Annotated in this window: 11 protein-coding genes; all 11 read right to left on the reverse strand. The window is 46.3% G+C overall.

Annotation, left to right across the window (positions count from 1 at the left end):
• Positions 1 to 11: 11 nt before the first annotated feature.
• The 11 genes from DXD78_RS12465 to galA all read right to left on the reverse strand — a co-directional run bounded on the left by DXD78_RS12465 (position 12) and on the right by galA (position 21,459).
• Positions 12 to 3,260, reverse strand: coding sequence for a TonB-dependent receptor (locus DXD78_RS12465; RefSeq protein WP_005825009.1), 3,249 nt, complete (start codon positions 3,258 to 3,260; stop codon positions 12 to 14).
• A gap of 405 nt (positions 3,261 to 3,665) precedes the next feature.
• Entirely contained in the window at positions 3,666 to 5,363 is a 1,698-nt protein-coding gene (locus DXD78_RS12470) for a glycosyl hydrolase (protein ID WP_005825012.1), read from the reverse strand.
• A gap of 67 nt (positions 5,364 to 5,430) precedes the next feature.
• Entirely contained in the window at positions 5,431 to 7,416 is a 1,986-nt protein-coding gene (locus tag DXD78_RS12475) for a hypothetical protein (RefSeq protein WP_005825014.1), read from the reverse strand.
• Between the two features lie 21 nt (positions 7,417 to 7,437).
• Entirely contained in the window at positions 7,438 to 8,739 is a 1,302-nt protein-coding gene (locus DXD78_RS12480) for a glycan-binding surface protein (RefSeq protein WP_034525433.1), read from the reverse strand.
• 16 nt (positions 8,740 to 8,755) lie between these two features.
• Positions 8,756 to 10,477, reverse strand: coding sequence for a RagB/SusD family nutrient uptake outer membrane protein (locus DXD78_RS12485; protein WP_005825019.1), 1,722 nt, complete (start codon positions 10,475 to 10,477; stop codon positions 8,756 to 8,758).
• A gap of 20 nt (positions 10,478 to 10,497) precedes the next feature.
• A complete protein-coding gene (locus tag DXD78_RS12490; protein WP_005825021.1) occupies positions 10,498 to 13,764 on the reverse strand; it encodes a TonB-dependent receptor in 3,267 nt (1,088 codons plus the stop codon).
• Between the two features lie 225 nt (positions 13,765 to 13,989).
• Positions 13,990 to 14,970, reverse strand: coding sequence for a glycoside hydrolase family 5 protein (locus tag DXD78_RS12495; RefSeq protein WP_005825023.1), 981 nt, complete (start codon positions 14,968 to 14,970; stop codon positions 13,990 to 13,992).
• A gap of 112 nt (positions 14,971 to 15,082) precedes the next feature.
• Positions 15,083 to 16,375 carry a beta-galactosidase gene (locus DXD78_RS12500; protein ID WP_005825026.1) on the reverse strand — a complete coding sequence of 431 codons (1,293 nt, stop codon included), beginning with the start codon at positions 16,373 to 16,375 and terminating at the stop codon, positions 15,083 to 15,085.
• A gap of 91 nt (positions 16,376 to 16,466) precedes the next feature.
• Positions 16,467 to 17,750 (reverse strand): acetylxylan esterase, encoded by a 1,284-nt coding sequence (locus DXD78_RS12505; protein WP_005834805.1) that lies wholly within the window; start codon positions 17,748 to 17,750, stop codon positions 16,467 to 16,469.
• A gap of 72 nt (positions 17,751 to 17,822) precedes the next feature.
• Positions 17,823 to 18,710, reverse strand: a complete 888-nt coding sequence (locus tag DXD78_RS12510) for an AraC family transcriptional regulator (protein WP_009037794.1) — start codon at positions 18,708 to 18,710, stop codon at positions 17,823 to 17,825.
• 304 nt (positions 18,711 to 19,014) lie between these two features.
• Positions 19,015 to 21,459 (reverse strand): beta-galactosidase GalA, encoded by a 2,445-nt coding sequence (galA, locus tag DXD78_RS12515; protein WP_005834802.1) that lies wholly within the window; start codon positions 21,457 to 21,459, stop codon positions 19,015 to 19,017.
• Between the last annotated feature and the right edge of the window lie 109 nt (positions 21,460 to 21,568).

Consider the following 21,568-nt stretch of genomic DNA (forward strand, 5'->3'; position numbering starts at 1 on the left):
GTGTATCAATTTTAGAATTTAACATTAACACCTACCATATAAGTACGAGGTTGAGGATAGTTACCTACATCAACACCGGTTACCCACGGTTCTTTGTCATTGAGGGCTCTACCATTCTCCGGATCCATCCCTTTATAACCGGTAAAAGTAAATAGATTCTGTGCAGCAGCATACACACGAAGTTGCTGGAACGGACAGTTCTTCCAAATTCTCTTGAAATCGTATCCTATAGTCAGATTTTGAATGCGAACATAGTCGGCATCATCAATATAAATATCTGAAATGGCCTGGAAATTCTGTCCACTATTTCCCGGCGCAAGCAGCGGATATCTGTTTGAGGTTCCTTCGCCATGCCAGTAATCGTAAACTTCTGTCGTATAGTTTTCATACTGTCCATCTGAGAACTTTCGCCAAGAGCGAGCTACCTGTGCACCAAAAGCGCCATAGGTTGTTACAGAGAAATCAAATCCTTTATATTCCGCACTTAACGTAAGACCCATTGTCACGTCAGGATGAGGATTACCCAAATCAGTCTTATCGTCATCATTAATCACCCCATTTCCATCAACATCCACAAACTTCAAATCACCCGGTTTAATACTTGCACCTTGCTTAGAGTTTGCCGCATTTCCTTTACAATTCTGGTCAAGATATGCCTGCAAGTCATTCTGGTTCTGAATGACACCATCCGTCTTATAACCATAAAAATAGCCAATAGGATGTCCTTCTTCCATACGGACAAACCGACCCGTACTTTGAGCCAACAAATCATTACCGCCTTCAATAAAATGATTGGCGTTATTAACCTCCGTTACTTCATTCTTATTATAGGCCATATTGACATTCACCCCATACTTGAACTCCTTACCAATCTGATCTCTCCAGCCCATTGAAAGTTCAAGGCCAGTATTCTTTACCGTACCAGCATTTTGATATTGAGTAGCGAAACCGGAAGCCGCATTGGTACCCACTTCCACTAACAAGTCTTTCGTCTGCTTGCTATACCAGTCCATGGTAAAACTCAGACGGTTATCCAAGAAACGGGCATCAATACCGATATTGGTCTGTTCTGAAGTTTCCCATGTCAAATCGGGGTTAGCCAAACGATTCGGGTAAGCTCCGGTTGTACCTCCATTCTTATCCGAGCCAAATGTATAAAGACCATAATCGCCAAACTCGTAACCGGCACGCCAATTTGAATTAGGGATATTGTCATTACCATTCTGTCCCCAACCAGCACGGACTTTCAAGAAACCAAGCCAAGAAGCAGTATTCTTCATAAAAGCCTCGTTTGAAATAACCCAACCAGCAGAGAATGATGGGAAATATCCCCATTGATTGCCTTTCGCAAACTTAGACGAGCCATCGGCACGAATGATAGCAGAAAACATATAAGTTTCCTTAAAGTCATAATTCAAACGTCCAAAATAAGACATCTTAGAACCATAATCCGAGGGATAACCATTTACTGTAGCAGTAGCTTTACGTTCTGTATTATGCAAATAAGCATGTGTAAAGTCACCAAAAGCACTATTATAACCGGTTGCCTCTACTGATTCGCCATAAGTTGGTCTTGATTTAGAATACTCTGTACCAGCCAAAACATCAAAATGATGTAAGTCTGTAATATCAAACCGATAACTCAACGTATTAGTCAAACTCCAGTTCCAACCCAAAGACACGTTATTTATCGTTTGGTCTTTATCACGGCTATCTCCCTGATTATTAATTTGGTAAACGGGAAGATATGAACGCCATGAACTTGACCATTGTTTGTAACTAACCTGACCTTTATAAATAAGATTCTTAAGTGGTTGTACTTCCAGATATGCCGCTGTGTTCAGATTAAAATTCTTATTCTTATTATTCCCAGCCTGATTATATACCATGTGAGCCATCGGATTAGAAGCATATGCAGTATAATCAAGTATACCATTAGCACTCGTTCCAAAATTCTTCAAATCATCATACATGAAGAAATCACCATTTTCATTATATACAGGAATCAGAGGAATAGCACGCAAAGCATTAGAAAGGTCATTCGAATATTGATTACCTAACTGCACACCTTGATTCTGTTTGTGCTGATAATATATATTCTCACCAAACTTTATCACATCCACATCTCCCTTACGATATATCACATGCTCAGAATTAATGCGGAAAGTAAAACGACGATAGTCAGTCTTCACCGGACCACCGAATGCACCATCCTGATACTGATAGCCTATACCTGTCGAAAATTTGGAGAATTCAGAACCACCTGTTACATTCAACGCATGATTAGTAACCACAGCATTTTTATTCCGGAATTCTTTTACCCAATCTGTACCAGGATTGGTACCATTCTGATAAGCAGTCAGCAAATCAGCATCTACGAATTTTGACCAATCATACGGTTGGCCTCCATTATTATAGGCCACTTGATCCATTACCGCCATATATTCTTTGGCATTCAACATATCAGGCATCTTATATATATTTGCCCAACCTATGTTTCCATCATAAGATACAGAAACCTTTCCTACCTTACCCTGCTTCGTAGTAATAAGGATAACACCGTTGGCACCGCTCGAACCGTAAATTGCACAAGATGCAGCATCTTTCAACACGTCAATACGTTCAATATCGGCAGGATTCAAGGCGTTAATATCGCCACCGGCTACACCATCAATAACGTAAACTGGAGCTGTATTTCCGTTAGTACCAGCACCACGAATATTAATTTTAAACCCATCACCCGGCTGACCGGAAACGGCCTGAATATTTACACCCGGAGACTGGCTTTGTAAAGCGCCCAATGCCTGCGTAGTATTTAATTTTGCGATGTCTTCGCCTTTTACCTCAACCGTAGCACCTGTCACCAGTTTCTTCTTCTGTACACCGTAACCCACTACGACTACTTCATCCAACAATTCCGTATCTTCCTTTAGCTGAATCTTGAAACTAGTCTGGTTACCTACCACTATTTCTTGCGGCTGATAACCGATAAAAGACACAACAATCGTTGCTCCCGGCTGAACATTCAATGTGAAATTACCGTCAATGTCGGTAATGACACCATTTGTGGTTCCTTTCTCCAATACATTGGCACCGATGACCGGTCCCATTGCATCTGTTACAGTACCTGTGATTTTTTTTGCTTGCTGCACAGCATCTATTGCATCGACCGATGCGGCGAAAAGTTGCGGAGTATAAGTCAGGCTGACAGCCGAACAGATACCCACGAGCAGCGCGGTTCTTCTGAAATTTAAATTCATACTTGTATTTTTCTTAGATTAATGAATTGGTATTGCCTGGCGGCATCTACCGTTTAATATAAGGTTAAACTTCTCTTTTTGAGGAAAAATTAAATATACCTTATTCTATAAAGTGGTTGGTATACATATCACTCCTTTCTCATAGGCATTTTTCATTTCATTAGCGGTTAAACATTATATGATTATTATCAAATTTTAATTAGGCTTGACAAAAGTAGACTTTTAGCAGCAAACCTTATAATACTATTTTATCAAATAACGACACTCATTTAACATCCATTACTATTTTTCCTAAAAAGTATAAAGCATGAATTCTATAACCAACAACTAAAAGCTATAAAAGACAGAAAGGGTTGCCCCGATACTAACCAGAGACAACCCTTTCTATTTTATTATTAAAAATTGCTATTCCATAGAAGGAAGCTCTTCACGGGAAACAACAAATTCCTGGCTCATAGCATCCTTCCACCATGCTTCATCAGCATGGACTACCGGGCTACCATCCTCATTTGTCCCGTCATACCACGGCATGAACCAACTCCAACGTGCACCAGATGCCCATTGTTCGGAAATAAGTCCGACCGTACCACATTCACTCAGCGAAACAATCTTGTTTCCATAATTTTCGGCAATGGAAGTATATTCTGAAACACAATCTGCAGTTTCCTTATTATAAACATCACGTCCCACGATGTCTACATATTGATCTCCCGGATACCAATCGGCATCATTGCCCTCGGTAGTCCAAACCCAGATAAGATTATCCAATCCTTCAGTCTTGAAGTAATTGAACATAGCAATCCACAGAGATTTAAAGCTGGCAGCATCCTTACCCCACCAGAACCAGCCACCGGCTGCCTCGTGGAATGGACGCCACAATACCGGAATATCCGCATCTCTCAATAGCTTCAAGTAAGCGGCAGCATTTTTCAAATCTTCGGTAAACACCTTGTTTTCCCAAGTGCCTTCCACTGTGGCATTGGTAGCATCAAACTCCGTATCTGCCTTATAAAAGGCATAATCCTTATTCGGGTCGAGAGCTGTACCGTTATTTTCAAGATAAACAGCAACTGCTGTATAATCATGTCCACCAATGATGAGACCACCTTCTTGCAGGGATTTCAAAACATCTTCGGTAATCACCAATGTATAGTCCCCGGATATGTCAAAATAATCAGTTCCTGAAGCAATCTCGCTCCAACCACTGTTTTTGAACGAACCTTGTGCACCCGCTGCCACATCCTTCACAGCCACGCGTATCACCTGACCCACTTGTGCATCAGCAAAGACAGCTTTTGCAGCATCATCCGTCATCTGTACATTTCCACTCCAATCACCCGGCATTACTGTCTCTCCTTCCCATATTTGGGTAGAAGAAGCTTCGCCTACAGCTTTCTTGGGTACATTCCAATGCCACATGGCAGCTACGATGCCACCTTTGTCAGACCAATCCTTAACAGGAGTAATGTCACCGTAATTAATCCAGTCTGCTCCAGCTACAGATGCCGGCAGATGAACATAGTCGAAACAGTTGATAGCCGGATATTTTCCAGTCCATCCATACACCTTTTCGGACATTTCCGTATTCCAGGCAACATTGGCCATCATAGCTGAAAGTGTCTTCGTCTCGAAGTTATCCAATAGATAATTGTACAGTTTCACAGCTTTGGCCGAACTAGCGGCAACCAGTGCCTTGTCCAAAGCGACAGTAGAGAACTGAACCGATACAGCCGGAGCAGGCATCTGGTTCGGTCCGGTTACTATTCCCTCGGGGATAGAGAGAGAACAAGCCGTCTCTCTCCCGGGAACATTCACTTTTACAGTCAGTATATTGCTTGCGCCAAGTACATCGGCACTTATCAGTTCACCACCGGTAAACTTGATTTCGCTCAGATTGTCTGTTGCAAAGAATATATTCTTGTCATATTTCACCTCAATAGTGATTTCTCCCGTTTTCACTTTGGCTGCTCCACTTTCAGGAGTAGTAGACACCAATACCGGTGTATCCACTGCTGGGATATCATGATCGACATCAGTATCGCAGGAGGCAAAAGTAAAAGCTGCTATCAACGAAAGCATCCATTTTATATTCAGTTTCTTCATCTTAATTATGATTTTATTTCATTCTTAATCAGGGCATCCATAGTCACATTCTTCAAGCCACAATTCATCAATTTACAATCGTTATTTTTGTAAACGTCAAATCACTGCCCTGAATAATGATACCTACATTTGTCTGGTCTTCACAATCTCCTTGTTTAGCTTGAATATTATCAAGTATCTCCTGAGTCAACGTCAACTCCATCACACGGCTCTCGAAACTCCATCCGTAAATGTCTGTCGGTACCATAGTCGTATCAAACAAAGAGAAAGCTATGCCACTCCAATCGCCATAGTTAAACTGAGCCTGTGCCCAAGTCTGGTCTTTCTGATCAAAATAGACTTTCATGACAGTGCCTGCCGTTACCTTGGCAAAAGATACAGCCGGTACCAACACACGTCCTCCATCACCCCAACTAATATCAAGCGGACCAGCCCAAACTGTTTCTTCATTGGCAACTACAAGAACATCATAAGCAATTTCACCATTTGAAGAAATCAGTTTTAGGCTATAAGTTCCATCCAGCTCAGCCGGTACATTCAACATCAATACCCCTTTAGCTGCATCATTGATATACTGAACAGCAGCCTCATTCAGCAATACATTTGTCAGCTTATCAGCATTAACAATCTCAAGTTCCACAATTCGTCCCCGAACCAATTTGTCAGGCAATGCCGGCAAATAGGCACATACCGGTTTCTCTATTGTCAAAGACGGTGCTTCCACAGATTCACCATTGGCCATCTTCAAGAGTAAGGCCCCGGTTTCAGCAGTTGTGGGTACAGTCAAGGAAATGGCAGTAGCGGTGGCATCGGATACGGTAACCTCCACATTACCACTGAATACAACAGCCGAAACTACATCCATATTTACTCCTTTGACAGTCAAAGCCTCTCCTGCCGGGACCGTCGCCGCACTATAAGAAATGTTTTCCGGCTTTGCCGTTGCAATAGATACGGCAGTTGCTTTTCCACTATTTGTATTCAATTGCAAATCACCACTAATAGCCGCAGCCGGCATCAAGACCTTTATTTCAGTCGAGTTTTGTGATTCCAATCCTACTGCTTCTTCTACACCAGGGAACGTTACATCAGTCACCAAATCCATATTGGTACCTTTCAAGGTAATCATATCTCCACCACGCAAGTTTACAGCAGGAACAGCCACTACGTTCGAAGGCGTAGCTACTACAACAGTAGCGACCACAACTTTTACATCCGAAGCAGGAAGTACCGTAACTTCTCCGTCCGAGACATTATCCGGCAATGTAAAAGTAAGTTCATCTCCTTCGGAAGAGGCAGTCATCGTAAATTCAACTTCATCCCCATTCGGCATCTGCACTTTCTTCACCAAATCAAAGTTTTCACCAGAAACTCGAATGACATCCCCCGGCTTCTTATCTACCAGGTCGAGTGGAGCCTCTACCGATGGCAAAGTAACCTCCAGTTCCCCTTCAGAATAAATCCAATTGGGGATTTCAGCTCCATCAGACAAGATGAACTTACCGGTCTGAGCAGAATCAGGAACAATAACTTTAATCTCCTGACGGCTTTGACTGACAAACTCATCAGCAGGCACTGTTACCTCGTCAGCAAATATCACTTCTTTAATCAAATTCAAATATTCACCAGTAATGGTCAATTCACTACCAGGCTTTACTTCTGCCGGTGCAAAAGCCTCCAAAGCAATCGGCTCCGTAAATGTCAACTCGGTTTTTGTTGTAATATCCCCTTTCGGAGTCTTCAAGACAACCAACCCCGGCTGGGCTGTCTGAGGTACAGTGACACGGATTTCCGTATCACTGACTACTTCGATGTCTGTTATATCGTCGCAACCGGGAATAGCGACCGCAGTCACCTTATCCATGCCACTGCCTAGGAAACGGAGTACACCGCCGCGGGATACGGGACTCGGTCCGAATACATTCAGACTGATTCCCCCTTTATATTGGTTGGTATCTTCATCATCCCCATTGTCGCAGGCCGTAAACGTCAAGCAACTGAAGAGCATCAGGCACATCATCCACAGTGCCGGAAATTTATATGTTTTATTCATATCAGTATTCTATTTAAAAGGTTATTCAATAGGTACCACACGGATGTTGTCAATCATAATCACCGGATTGCAATCCTTACCTTCCACACCACCTGCCCAGACAAAGAATGTCAATCCGGTCAGCATAGTCTTGTCAAAAGTTCTATCACACTTATTACCTTCATGCGTCTTGTTGAACTCGGACAGATTCATGGAAACGGTTGTCCATTTACCACCCGTATCATACGAACCCGTATTCTTCCAAGGCAACCACAAACCACGCGGCACATTCGTATCACTAAAATAAGCATTAGTTCCCGTCGCATAAGTCACCACATCATTACCCGTAAACATCACTTGTAGAGCGCAAGACTGCCACGGATTGGAAGAAGGAATATTCACCTCGAATTTCAGTTGCAAGCCATTGACGCCATACTCCTCGAGCAGTTCTGCAAACTCAGGACGTGCAGAAAGTTCGGGATAACCGGCAGACGGTTCCGGCCAATAGTTGAACGAGAACTCATCTTCTGCCCAAGTAGCTCCGATAGCACCGTCAAGTGCTCCGGTGAGACAGATATAAGCACCGTCAATACTGTTTTCATCGGCTTCTCTCAACACCTTGCTACCATCGCGCCAACCGTGGGCAATAGCCATACCGCCATGAGAACCGTCCCAGTCAAAGAGAATGTTACGTGTATCATAATAGCGGAACTTGGAACGTCCGGTACCATAAATGGACTTCACGTTGATATAGCCTGCAGGAGCATTGTCCGGAAGAATAAAGCTGACCGCAGTCTTGGTTATGTTCGTAATATTAGTCACTTCCACATTACCGGCCATCGTAATGGTCAGCGGCACATTCGGGTCATCAATGAAATAGTCACCAATCAGTGTCACCTCACTACCCGGCTTTGCAAACTCACAAGAAATGGAGTTCACGGTAGGAGCCGGAACCAACACCTTGAAATCATAATCTATGGTATCCTTTGCTTTGGTCACCATATAAATCTTATCAGTCACTACCGAAGGAATCTCTTTCGGAACATCTACCATAAGTGTATGGTCAGTGATGTAACTGGTATTAAGTATCGCCTTCTGGTCATTGAAATAGAGCTCGTAAACACTCCGCAGATTTTCACCGACCAGACAAATCGTATTCGCCATATAAGCCCCCGACAGCAAAGAGTCTGCCGCTGCCGGATCAGGGACACGAACATATTTCAAGGTAGGCTTTCCCCCTGCCACTTCATATTTATCCGGTTCATCCTCACAAGCCGCCATGGAAAAGCCTGCTACAACAACAGCTGCCGCGAAGAACCAATTCGTATATCTATTATTTTTCATCTTTTCAAGCATTAAATTAATAACTGAATTCAGAACGTACATCTACGTGTACCGGGTCTTTCATCAAATTAGGATTGAACACCACGTCTTCTGTCGGGAACGGCAATGTAAAGCTGGAGACTGTCACATTCGGCGCCTTTGCATCCGGATTGTAACGGGTCTCGTCCGGATTCACCGTCCAACTGCCGTTTTCATAATAAGCCTTATAAGTAGTACCCAGACTATAATAAACATCACGGCGCTGTGCCTTCAGCTCATTGATAGCACGCTGGGAATCATAATATGCCAAACGTACATAATCATACCAACGGTCGCCTTCGCAAGCCAGTTCCAGCCGGCGTTCCTTCCAGACGTCCTCCCAAGTAATGGAGGTTTTCGGAGTAACTCCCGGAATGGCACGGCCACGTACTGCATTGAAAGCATCCAGTGCACTCTGGTCTGTAGTAGAGGTAGCCAGTCCCATTTTCGCCTCGGCATATACCAGATAGATATCGGACAGGCGCAGGATATGGGTTGCCAGGCCGCTGTACATATTACCAGCCGATACGCCCAAGCCCAATACATGGTCATTATTGTTACCATAGAGATGCTTCACGTGATTGGCACCGGTAGGAGACTGGTAATCGCCATTAGGTCCTCCCTTCCCATATTCGGCATCATAAATAAACCGCAGATAATCAAATCCGCCCTTGTCCTGCCAGAAATAATCGTATACATCACCTGCCATCATCATAGTAGCCTTACGACGGGTATCCGTATCCGAACGCGTCTCAGGACTTTCCAAAGCGGAAATTCCAAATGCATCCTGCAAATCAACCGACGGACCTGCATAGCCGCCCCAGCAATCACCAAATTCATCGAATCCCACCATTGCCAAGTCCGACTGCAACGTATTCTGCTGTGTCCAGGGGTCACGTCCTGCCGACCAGTGCCAGGAGAAGAGACACTCTTCATTCTTGTTGTTTGCCAAACGGAAAACATCGGAATAGTTAGCCAGCAAGTTACGGCCGGAATTATTAATTACATCCTTGGAATATTCTGCCGCTTTCGCCAAATCATCCGCATTGCGGGTACCGGAAAGGCCACTCTTAGTTAGATACACCTTAGCCAAAAGACCTTCGGCACAATAGCGGTCAATACGTCCCGTTTCACCTCTGGCCGGAAGCAACTCCATAGCTTTCTCCAGAGTCATAATGATATATTCGTACACATCTGCTGCCTCCACTTTGAATTTGGAGTTATAATTACCGGAATTCAATTCGTCCGTATTATCATGGATAATGGGTACTGCGCCAAAACTACGTACCAAATAGAAGTAAGCCATGGCTTTCCATGCCAGACACTCGCCCATACACTGATTTTTCACTGCTTCTGACGCATTTGCCGTCTTCAAACGAGTATATACAGTATTGGCATGGCCAATCACTGCCCATAGAGAATAGGACATGTTCACAAGGTTTTCATCCGTACCATTCACCGTAAAATTCAAGTAAGGGCTGTTTCCCTCGTATACGTTTCCGGACAAGATTTCACCGACTTTAATAAAACCGCGCTGAAAGTCATACCAAGGTGAGTTATAAAGATAATTAACCCCCTGCACACATTGTTCGTCATTCTGATAGAAGTTCGATTCGTTATAATTGTCTTCGGTAGGACGGTTCAGGAAATCCTCGCATGAAACTGTTCCCATACCGAGTACAGCTGCAAACGCCCAATATTTAATATATCTGATTTTCATGTTTTCTTCAATTTAAAGTGTTAGAATGAAACGTTCAAGCCGAATGAATAAACTGTAGGAGACGGATAACGTCCGTTGTCCAAACCATAGACATTGACGCTTGAAGTGCTGGCACCAATTTCAGGGTCATAGCCGTCATAACCGGTAATGGTCAGCAGGTTCTGGATATTGGCATAGATACGCAAGTTGCTCAGTCCCAGTTTATCAATCGTCTTTTTCGGGAAAGTATATCCCAAAGAGATGTTCTTCAGACGGATATAAGAACCATCTTCAATATAACGGTCACTGATACGGTCGTTGTCATTCGGGTCATTGATAGTGGCGCGTGGAATGGAAGCTCCCGGGTTTGCCACCATGACGTTAGACACATCATTATACCACATCGTTCCATCTTCGTAGACCTTGTTCGGATTGATAGGAACAAGCTGTGCACGTCCGTTTACAGCATTCAGCTGGTTAGTCCAGGGAGAGTTCATATGTGTCAGCTTCATGGAAAGGTAGTTATACACCTTGTTGCCATAGGAACCGTTGATGAAAACGGACAAGTCGAAGTTCTTGTAACGGAAAGTATTGGTCCAGCCAAAAGTAAACTTAGGCATCGGAGAACCGATATTGGTCTTGTCATAGTCGTCAATAACGCCATCGGGCACACCGTCAGGACCACTGATATCCTTATATTTCACATCACCCACCCATACGGTATTGGTACGGTCGAATACACCGTTTGCCGGGTACTTGGCAGGTTTCGGAGAAGTCTGAAGGTCCTCCAGGTCCTTGTAAACACCATCACAAACAAATCCATAGAAGTTATAAAGTGATTCGCCTACACTGGATACACTGACTACATCGGTCCACTGTCCGTAACCCACAATCTGCGCATTGGCTGTACCAGCCAATCCTTTCAGTTTGTTCTTGTTGAAAGAAATCTGGAAGTCAGAATCCCATTCAAACTTACCCGTAATAGGATGTGTGTTCAGAGAGATTTCAAAACCGGTATTCTCTATGTCACCATAGTTACCTTTCGGAGCAGCCAATGCAGAAGAGGCATTACCGGAAGTACCCATATAAGAAGGCAACTGCAACGGCATCAACATATCACTGGAAGTTTTCTTGTACCACTCTACCGTCAGGTTGATACGGTCGTGCAGGAATCCCAAATCCACACCGACGTTCCATTGCTCCTGGGACTCCCATTTGATGGAAGTATTCGGTATATTGGAGGGGCGATACCCCATACCCAGACCGGAAGGCATACGACTCATGGATGTACCCCAAGCATAACCACCGATGTTGGCATTACCAGTTTGTCCCCATCCCAGACGCAACTTACCGTTACTGATGACCTTCTTCAACGGTTCAAAGAACGTTTCGTTGGAAAAGCGCCAGGAAGTAGCCAATGAATGGAAGCCTGCCCAACGGTTCTCGGGACCGAAGTTTGAAGAGCCGTCATAACGATAGGTATAAGTACCCAGATAACGGTCGGCATAGTTATAAGTCAGACGTGTAAAGAAAGATGCCATAGACGAGCTTCCAAAACCTGCATTGATAGTCGGGGTTCCCGTACCCAAGGCAGGATTGTGCACTTCATCCGAAGGCAGACCGCTATTGAACACACTCGTGAAGTCATAGCTGGACTCCCAGCACTCCTGGCCCACCATGGCTGTATAATGATGCTTGTCGCCTATGTTTCCGGAATAGGTCACATAGTTCTTCAATTGCCAGAATGTACTGCTGTTTTTCTGGATATTGCTTTCATTACTGGAACGTACCCATCCACCCAAATCAACCATCGGCTTGTAGCGCTCACCTTTGCTGGAACTGATGTCATAACCCAATTCGGCATGCCATACCAGATTTTTAATCGGAGTAACCTCAAAGAAAATATTACCCGTCAGTTTCTGACGGTCCAGCAGAATGTCATCCATCATGGCAAGGGCAATCGGGTTAGGATTCGTGTAGCCTTCGCGAACAACGGTGGCATAGCTGCCATCCAGATTATAGATAGGTATATCAGGAAGAGTGGTCAACGAGTAGTTAATCAAACCTTCATCACTGTCTGCCAGTTTCAGGTCATCACCCGTTGCTGTATAGGTGGCGGTCAAACCGAGTTTCAACCACTTCTTCAGTTGGGCATCCAAGTTGGCACGGAAGCTGTAACGGTTAAAGTTTGAACCGATGATGGTACCGTCCTGATCCATATAGGAAGCTGATACGTAGTATTGTATCTTCTCTGTACCACCTTGTGCCGAAATCTGGTGCTGATGCTGCAAAGCAGTCTGGAAGATGGCGTCCTGCCAGTTTGTACCTACTCCCAGCAGAGAAGGATCGGCATAATAATTACTAGGGTCAGAGATTTCACCCATGTTTGCCAAATCATTATAATAAGTGGCATACTCACGCAGATTCATCATATCCAGACGCTTTGTCTGGCGTTGAACGGCAAACATACCGTCATAAGTAAACTTAGCCTCACCCGCCTTACCACGTTTGGTCGTAATCAAAACCACACCATTGGAACCTTGCGCACCGTAAATGGCGGTTGCCGAAGCATCTTTCAGAATTTCCATACTGACGATATCAGCAGGGTTGATGGTGGAAAGCGGAGAAATGGTGGAAACCGAGCCATTACCCAGTGCATCGCCCAAACCATAAGATGAACCGCTTTGTCCCTGACTCTGTACAATCACACCGTCAATTACATACAACGGCTCGGCATTAGCATTGATAGTGGCCTGACCACGTACGCGGATAGAGGAGGAAGAACCCGGAGCACCGGAAGTGCTGACTGCCGTCACACCGGCAGCACGCCCTTGAAGGGACTGGTCGAGATTGGTGATAATAGAACCCTTAATCTTGTCTTCACTCATGGAAACGGAAGCACCGGAAAGGTCGCTTTTCTTCATCGTACCGTACCCCACAACCACCACTTCGTCCAACATCTCGGAGTCTTCCTTCAGCGTGATGTTCACTGTTGTCTGGTTCGTTATCTTTATTTCCTGGCTGACATAGCCTATAAAGGAGACTACAATGGTAGCTCCTGGTTTCACATTCAAGGCAAAGTTACCGTCAATGTCGGTAATTACACCATTCGTTGTACCTTTTTCCAATACATTGGCACCGATAATAGGGCCCATAGCATCACTGACGACACCCGTAATTTTCTTTGTTTGCTGCACTGCCTCAACGGTATCCGTCGATGATACTGCGAAAAGCTGAGGAGCATAACCCAGACTGAACACCGAGCATATCCCCGCAAGCAGCGCTGTCTTTCTAAAATTCAAATTCATACTGTATTTCTTAGATTTAAAACAAACACAAAACCTCCCAAAAGAAGATTTTTTTAGTTAACAAAATGAGAGTAAGTCAAGAAACCGTGACATGCAATCAAGGCGTTGACACTTAAAATTACTTCCAAACAATTCATGTTTTCACAGCATCATTCTTCTTTTCTTCCATAAGCACAATTCTTTTTTCTTAATTATTAATGGTTAAATCATATTGTTTTTAAAGGGCTATTTTTTCAGTGTCGTCAATTCGTCACGAACCATTCTCCCCCACTCTTTCATGTCTGCATCTTTCCAGTTTCCCTCGGAAGAAGCCGACGGATAAAGCATGGAACAAGTCTCGTCTTTGTCCGACAAGGACCAAGCCACCCAACTGATGGAATGCCGCTGCATCCACTCCAGCCAATTCCCCCACTCTTCTTTACTGATGGGGCCGTCCCCACTTGCCTCCATACCGGCGCATTCGGAAACGAAAATCGGCAAGCCCTTGCCCAGAGCATAGTCGGCGCGGTCGCGCAGCCACTGTCCGTGGGTGTTGGCATAAAAGTGGAGTGTATACATTATATTGCTATATCCGGTAATAGGATCGTCCGCTGCCAAATGGATGTCCTGGTCCCAATGCGGACAACCAACGAGGATAACGGCATCCGGTTCTATGGCACGAATCGTCTTGATAACCTCCACAGAGTATGACTTCACCTGCTCCCAACTGTCTTCCACCGGTTCGTTGAAAACCTCATAGATGACATTAGGAACCCCTTTGTAACGGGTAGCCATTTGGGTGAAGAACTCCTTTGCTTCTTCCTGCCGCAGATTGTGGCTATGCCAGTCGATGATGACGTAAACGCCGTTCTCGATAGCAGCATCCACCACTTTCGTAACACACTCAATACCGAATTCGGGCTTGTTCACATAGCAGGCGCTATCCAAATCCACTCCCATAGAGGCCCGAAGCACTTGTGCGCCCCAGTCATTGACCAGATAAGCAACCGAAGAGGCATTGTAGAAACGGGGCCAGAACTGATGCCAGCCATAGCTGACACCGTGCAATACCACCGTGTCTCCTTCGGTATTCATCAACTGCGTACCATTGACCACCAATGCCGGTAGCGTTTCCTTTACATTTTCATTCTTCGACGGGTTTGTTCCACAACCAATGGTCATACCTAGGCAACAAACCGCCAACATAACTTTCCATATGCTTTTCATATCATACTTAGTATTTAGAGTAATAATCTTTCTTATATAACGGTACAAACGCTTTGTACACGCTTACATTCTAATTTTCAGGCAGGGATTACACGGAAAAGCACGGATAGGTTCAATTTTGCAGCTTCCGGTTTTCCGCTTTAATTATTTCAATAGTGCTGTCTGTGGCAAAGACAGAGTTCAGTCCTTGTTGTTCTTGAGCCGGGTCACCGGTATAGTCATCTCCCTTTTCCCAGAATACATGGTCGGGATTTTGTCCGGCAAAACCACCCCATGCCCAGAAGTTGCATCCGGCAAAGAGTCCGCCGCTCTCACGGTCCTGGCGGATGAGGTCGAATACATAACGGTAATATTCATCGCGGGCAGTGGTCGGTGCCTCTTTGGAAAAGCTGAAACCGTCACGGGGAAAACCGAACTCCTCCAAAACAATCGGCTTGCTGTACTTCCGAGCAATGACCATGTGGTCATCTATATACTTCTTAGTATTTTCCTTGGCACGCGGAAGAAGTTCCTTCAGGCTGTCCGCCTTCACCCAACTCCAGTTGTAAGGCCAGATGTGGATATTCAGATAATTGATGTTGGGGTCGGCATGAATCTTCTCGAAAAGATTCATATCCATTTCGCATCCCCACGAGCCCTCACTGCCGGAAGACACCATGTGGTTCGGGTCAAGTGACTTGATTTGTGCAGCCACATCGGCCATCCAGCGGGCAAACGGTTCCTTGTTCTCGTCAGAGAAAGCGCGAGGCTCGTTACCAATCTGCCAAGACATAATAGTGGGGTCATCCACATATTTTATCTGATTATACCTATTGGTGCGTGAAACAATATAATTGACATGATTGGCAAACAAGGCCTTCGCGCTGTCCGATTGGGGGAACTGCTTGACATACTCCATATAGGCGGGCCATCCGTCTACGGCAGGTACCACGGCATCACCGTGTCCGGACCATTGCAGGTAAACGGAATAGCCACCGCTCCATTCCCAGGAATTGTTCAAATAGAGGACAGCTGTCATATCACGTTCACGCAGTTCATTCATAAAATAATCCAATCCGGCTAAAATAGTATCATTATAGACGCCCGGTGCCACTTGTAAAGAGGGCTCTACCCGCGTCTTTATGCCATTTTCACCGTCAGCACCCACCAATACGCGCAGGTTGTTGATGCCAATACTTTTCAGAAAGTCCAGCTCCTTATGCAACCGTTCACGATTGCCGCCTTCACCTTCGGAACCAAGAATGGCACCGTACCAGAAATTGGTACCTACAAAATAATAGGGTTTTCCGTCGCGAACGAACTGTCCATCGGCATTGACCTTAATAAACGAATGCTCCGCAGGCTTAGGGGCACATGCCCCCAAAAGGAATAAAAGTACTGTCAGCAAAAGGAATTGTTTCTTCATATTATCAGTTTTTAAGCGATACACAAAGATACGCGGCTCATATCATAAAAAATGATACTATATTATCAGATTAATGTGCCAATGTGATTAATCACATTGGCACATTAAGTTGTCTCCGTATCCAGTCCAGCCATTCATCCCACTGTTCCTGATACCAGTAATGCCCGGTTTCCAGATAAGGATGCAGTTCCTTCGGAGAAGAAATCACATTGTAGGCTGCATACATGGAAGTGGGAGGACAGACCTCATCGTTATACCCCCAACTGAACCAACCGGGCACATTCAGCAGGCGGGCAAAGTTTGCCGTATCATAATAGCGCACCGTTTCAAGCTGCTTTTCATCGGGAGCACCGTAATAATAGAAATAATGGGGCCAGCCGCAAGCGCGCTTCTTGAAGAACGCTTCGTGGTCGCATAAGGCAGGATGAACAGCCGCCAGGAAAGTAACGCGCGAATCAAGAGCCGCCGTAATCACAGACAAGGCACCGCCCTGGCTGGAGCCCGTAACGCCCAGCGCCTTCCCGTTGTACTGCGGCAGCGAACAGATAAAATCCACAGCACGCAAAGCGCCTACCACCACACGGTTATAGTAAGAAGCATCCCGGCTGTCGCGGCCGAACGTCCAGTAATTGCTCAGCGCCCCACCTGCCAGCGCATCATATACAGACTGCTGCATCGTGACGGGAATGCCGTGGATACCCACCTCCAATGTAATCACCTTTCCAGGAGCCGTATACGTATCTCCCGCATAAGGGCGGACACCCGCACCGGGCACACGCAGCAAAGCCGGATACTTCCCTTCTTTCTTGGGAATACTGAGAATACCGTAAAAACGTCCTCCCCAAGCTTTTGTCTGGAAGCTGACCTGATATACATTATCCGTTTCCGTACAGCGTTCGGGAAGCAGCGTCATAAGGGGATTCAACGGAGTCTTGCGCGCCTCTTCCAAGGTCTTGGCCCAATAATCCCGAAAATCGGCAGGAAGTTTCGTCACAGGTTGCAGCTGCTCGGGAGCATAGGCCGATGTAGCCAGCCCTTCATAAGTCCGGCCGTCCACATGCGCCTTGACCTTGCAACGCAAGAAGCCTGCAGTCTTCATCGTGCCTTGCAACTTCAAGGTACCATCTTTCAGCACCACGTCTTTCTTTACTTCAGTAGGATACATCTCGGGGCCCAGTTCATAGTCAATCTTGACATCGGACAAGAGGTTCTGTGCCTTCAGCACCCGGACGGTAAACGTACACTTCTCATTCAGACGATACACCCAATCGCTATGGTCGGGTGAAACGACTACACGGATTTCATTGCCGCGTATCTGCGCCGTCACAGCACATACACACAGCAGACATAAAAATAAGGAAAAAACTCTTTTCATGATATCAGATATTAGTATTAATCATTGGTGCAAAAATAGGCACTTTCAATGAAGAATACCAATACTTTTTTATCATATCACCAGCTTCTTTTTCCGATAATTCTCACGGAATTCCTTCGGCGAGCATCCCTTCTTCCGCTTGAACATACGATTGAAATTGGACAGATTGTTGAAGCCGCAGTCATAGCACACCTCTGCAATGGTACGCGTGGAATCTACCAACATACGCGTGGCAAAGCCCAGACGGATATCAATAATGTAGTCGGAAAGCGTCTTGCCGGTGCGCAGGCGAAAGAAACGGCTGAAAGAGACCGGGGTCATGCCCACCATATCGGCCAATGAAGCCAACCGGATATCCTCCTGATAATGGGTGGAAATGTATTTCTGCACCTTCTGTACCCGGCGGCTGTCAGAGAAAGTCTCTATCTTGGCAAACGAAGAACTGGACAACACCCGGGCATTGTCATAGAGGGAAAGTTCGTAAAGGATACGGAGAAAGTTCATCACGGCATAAAAGCCCTGCTCCTCGGAAGCCAGCTTATCCAGCCAGTTGTACACCTTCATGATGGCCTGCATGGGGAAACTAAGTCCGCACTGTGCACGCTCCAGCATCCGACGGATACTGTCGAACTGGTTCTTGTTGACAACGTTCCCGAAGAACAAGTCGGGAGAGAACTGAATGGTAATCTCCCGAATATCCCCGGAGGTACATTCATGTTGCTCCCATACATGCTCCAACTCCTTACCGGTTATCAGCACCAGGTCATAATCACCGATAATCTCGGCAGAATCGCCCACCACACGACGTACGCCGGAAGCATGTTCCGTGAAGTTCAGTTCATACTCTGCGTGACAATGGATGGGGTAGGTAAATTCTGTTTTGCGACGATCGGCAATATAGAAACAGTCACGTTCCGACAGAGGGGTTATTTCCCTCATGATATAGTTCTGGTTTTCCATAGGCATTGGTTAAAAAAATATCATGCCACAAATATACTCATTCTTTTTAATCCCACAACAGTACCATTTGTTACATTTAGAGGTAATAATTGTTATATATGAGCAGATACCCGGGAAAGTCCCACCCGGAAAAGCAAAACTTCCGTTCTTCTCCCCCTCAGGCTCTAATGTAAGGATGTATGAGATGCGCATCTCGTACACTTACACACTATAGTTTGAGGAAGAAAGAAGCGGAGATCCCTCTCTTGCCCCATAGACAAGAGAAAGGTCTCCGCTTCGCCGGATGATATAAATGATAAGCCGCTTACTTCTGCAACTTCAAGACACAGGAAGTTTCCGGCAGGTTTTCCGAAACGACCGTCAGTGTGGCTTCTCCCGCTTCGCCGGTACTTTGCAACAGCACCTGTGCAAGTCCGTTGAATGCCTTTACCTGATAGGTGCGGGCATCGGCGTCGGCCGGACGTTCCGTAGCCTGATAAGCGGGGTCTCCATTCCCCACCCCAAGGATGCGTACCGGACCGGAAACGGTTATCGTCAAGTCGTTGCAGGCAGTGGGGACAAAACGTTTCTTTTTGTCCTGCAACTCAATATTACACACTGCCACATCCCGATTGTCTGCCTGAATGACGGGACGGTCTGCCGTCAGGGAGATACGGGCAGGAGCACCGGTAGTCTCCACAGTACGGGCCAATATTTTTTTGCCGTTCTTATAGCCTACAGCCTTCACTGCACCGGGCTGGAAAACGGCTTTCCAGGAAAGATGGCCGTTTCGGGGCATCGGTTTGCGATCCAGTTTCTTGCCGTTCACAGTCAGTTCCACTTCATCGCAGTTGCTGTATACCCAAATGTCGATGCTATCACCTTCGTGACCTTGCAGATTCCAGTGAGGAAGGATGTGCAGCACCGGCTCATTCGTCCACCAGGACTTCAGATACCAGGCTTCGTCCTTGGGGAAGCCACAGTAGTCCAGAATGCCGAATTGTGAGCCCGTAGCCGGGAACTTCATGGGGTTGGGCTCGCCGCGGTAGTCGAAACCCGTCCAATAGAAAAGACCTGCCAGATAGGGGCGTTCGTCATAGAATTTCCAGCCACGCTCGATGCAGTTCAGCAGGCTGTCAGGCCCGTTCGGTTTACGGTTGTGCGCCACCATGTGGCCTTTGCCGTGGGCATCAAAGTAGATGCCGCGCGTACCACAGCCCGTGGTCTCTTCCGAACCGAGCGCCCGGCGACCGGGATAATCCTTGCGGTGCTGCTCCACAGGGTTCTGAAGGATGTAGTTATAACCGGCCACGTCTGCGGGAATCAAGATGGCAGGGCCACTGCTCGAAGCAACGGTCATGAGGCGCGTAGGGTCGAAACGGTGGCAATATTCGCGCATCGTGGCAGCAATGCGTGTACCGCTTTCTTTCCACTCGATGCCCCACTCCTCGTTGCCTACGCTCCAAAGGATGATGCACGGATGGTTGCGGTCGCGGTCTATCATACGTTTCAGCAGGCGGGTATGTTCCTCGTTGACGCCCGTCAGACGGTTTTCCTCTATCACAAGAATGCCGAGGCTGTCGCAGGCATCGAGCATTTCGGGAGTCATCGGGTTATGGGAAGAACGGCAGGCATTGCAGCCGAACTTCTTCAGTTCCTTCAGTCGGTACACTTGCAGGGCATCGGGAATGCCGGCACCTACTCCGGGGTGGTCTTGGTGCATGTTCACACCTTTCAGTTTCAGAGGCTGTCCGTTCAGGAGGAAGCCCTTGTCGGCATCGAAGCGGATGTCGCGAATACCAATCGGGGTGGCCACCACGTCCACCTGCCTACCGTTTTGCCAGACGCTGGTTTCCATTTTATAAAGGTAAGGATGTTCTGTACTCCATAGCTGGGGATTCAGCACTTTGGTACGCACCTTTACGCTACGCGTTTCTTGCGGCAGCAGGGTTATCTCTTCCGCCTCGTCCTCCATCTGCACTTGTCCGTCGGCATCAAGCAGACGGCACCATACTTTGCCGGAGACGGGGTCTTTTCCCGAATTCTTCATCTGCACTTCGGTCACCAGCACAGCCTTGTCGAAAGGAGCTTCCAGCGTGGAAGATACAAATACGCCGAAAGGAGCTACATGCAACGGCGCCGTCTTGTTCAGCCATACATGGCGGTAGATGCCCGCACCCTCGTAAAACCAGCCCTCCTCGAGCGTGGCATCCGCACGGACGCAGATAAGATTCTCTTCTCCGTAATTCAGGTATTCCGTAATGTCGTATACCTGCGTGGCATAGCCGCTGGGTTCGTGTCCCAGGTAGAAACCGTTTATCCAGATACGGGCATCACGGAAGATACCGTCGAACTGAAGATAAAGATGCTTGCCGAGGTCCTCTTGCGGAACAGTGATACTTTTCCGATACCATCCCACAGAGTTTTCGGGGAATTTATAGCCGACGGCTTTATAACCATGACTGTGGCTCGCCTCTTTGGCATAAGGCAAATCAACCACCCAGTCATGCGGAAGGTTGACCGTCTTCCAGTCCACGCCCCACTTCTCCGGATTGAACTTGGGGGAGTAAGGACCCTCGTTATGGATAGAGGCTGCCTTGGTCAGATAGTTGAAGTACTCCGTTCCGCAGCCGAAGTCTTTCTCCGGTGAGGAAGCATTGCCAAAAGCAAACTGCCAGCCGTCGTCCAGCAAAATACGTTCGCGGACGGATTGGGCAGAAAGAGAAAAGGTAATTCCAAGAAGGAACAGAAATGCGAATAAGTGTTTCATATCGGTTAATCATAAAATGTGTTTACAAAGATAGAGCGAAAAAGATTCGTGCGGTGATACTTTTGTATCATTTTCCGGTACTTCATGTTTCCGAGGGGAAAAAACACGC

The organism is Bacteroides sp. D20 (genome assembly GCF_003436255.1).
Classification (GTDB): domain Bacteria; phylum Bacteroidota; class Bacteroidia; order Bacteroidales; family Bacteroidaceae; genus Bacteroides; species Bacteroides uniformis.